Origin of the sequence: Mesorhizobium sp. M1E.F.Ca.ET.041.01.1.1 (genome assembly GCF_003997355.1) — a bacterium.
Classification (GTDB): Bacteria; Pseudomonadota; Alphaproteobacteria; order Rhizobiales; family Rhizobiaceae; genus Mesorhizobium.
Window position 1 is genome coordinate 1 of sequence record NZ_RZSL01001076.1, and the last position, 1,089, is coordinate 1,089.

The window sequence follows — 1,089 nt, forward strand, 5'->3', positions numbered from 1 at the left end:
GGAAGAGTGCGGGCGCCCAACCAGCCAATCTCCCCCCTTGCGGGGGAGATGTCCGGCAGGACAGAGGGGGGTGCTGTCCCGCCGGCATTTCAGCAAATCTTCGCGCCGCGCAAACCCTCTCCATCCTTGGCCCATCTCTCCCGCCTTTATCCGCAACCCCGTATCGGCTAAGGGGCAGGCACCAAAACTCTTGCCCGGACTGCCGCCCCGCCCATGACCGCCAAGCAATCCCCTCTCTTCCTCGGCATCGACACCGGCGGCACCTACACCGATGCGGTGCTGTGGTCGGAAGAGGGCGGGCCCCTGGATAACCCAAACAAGGGCAAGGTGCTGGCCAAGGCCAAGGCGCTCACCACCAGGCACGATCTCGCCGTCGGCATTTCCGGCGCGGTCGATGCGGTGCTGGAGAAGGCCGGCACCGACCCGGCGGCGATCAAGCTGGTGTCGATGTCGACGACTTTGGCCACCAACGCTCTGGTCGAGGGCCAGGGCGGCCGCGTGGCGCTCATCATGATCGGCTTTTCCGAGGCCGACCTTGCCCGCGACGGGCTGAAGACGGCGCTCGGCACCGATCCGGTCGTGTTCTGCCCCGGCGGCCATGACGTGCACGGCAATGCGGCAAAACTCGACCTTTCCGGCCTCGAGGCGGCGCTGCCGGAGCTTGGGCGTTCGGTGTCGGGCTTTGCCGTCTGCGCCTATTTCGCCACCCGCAATCCGGCGCATGAGCTGGCGGCGCGCGACCTGATCCGCGAGAAGACCGGCCTGCCGGTCACCGCCAGCCATGAATTGTCGGCCAAGCTCGGCGGCCCGCGCCGCGCGCTCACCACTTTGCTCAACGCCCGCCTGATCTCGATGATCGACCGGCTGGTGGCTGCGACCGAAGGCTTTCTTGCCAAACGCGGCATCGCAGCACCCCTGATGGTGGTGCGCGGCGACGGCGCGCTGGTCTCCGCGGCCTTCGCCCGCCAGCGGCCGATTGAAACCATTCTCTCCGGCCCGGCCGCCAGCCTTGTCGGCGCCCGCCACATGACCGGGCTCGACGACGCCATGGTGTCGGACATCGGCGGCACCACCACGGATGTCGCGGTG

1 protein-coding gene is annotated in these 1,089 nt (G+C 68.1%); it reads left to right on the forward strand.

Annotated features, from left to right (window positions below; genetic code table 11):
* Positions 1-213: 213 nt before the first annotated feature.
* On the forward strand, positions 214-1,089 hold an 876-nt coding region (locus EOA38_RS37460; protein ID WP_145966333.1), incomplete at its 3' end, for a hydantoinase/oxoprolinase family protein.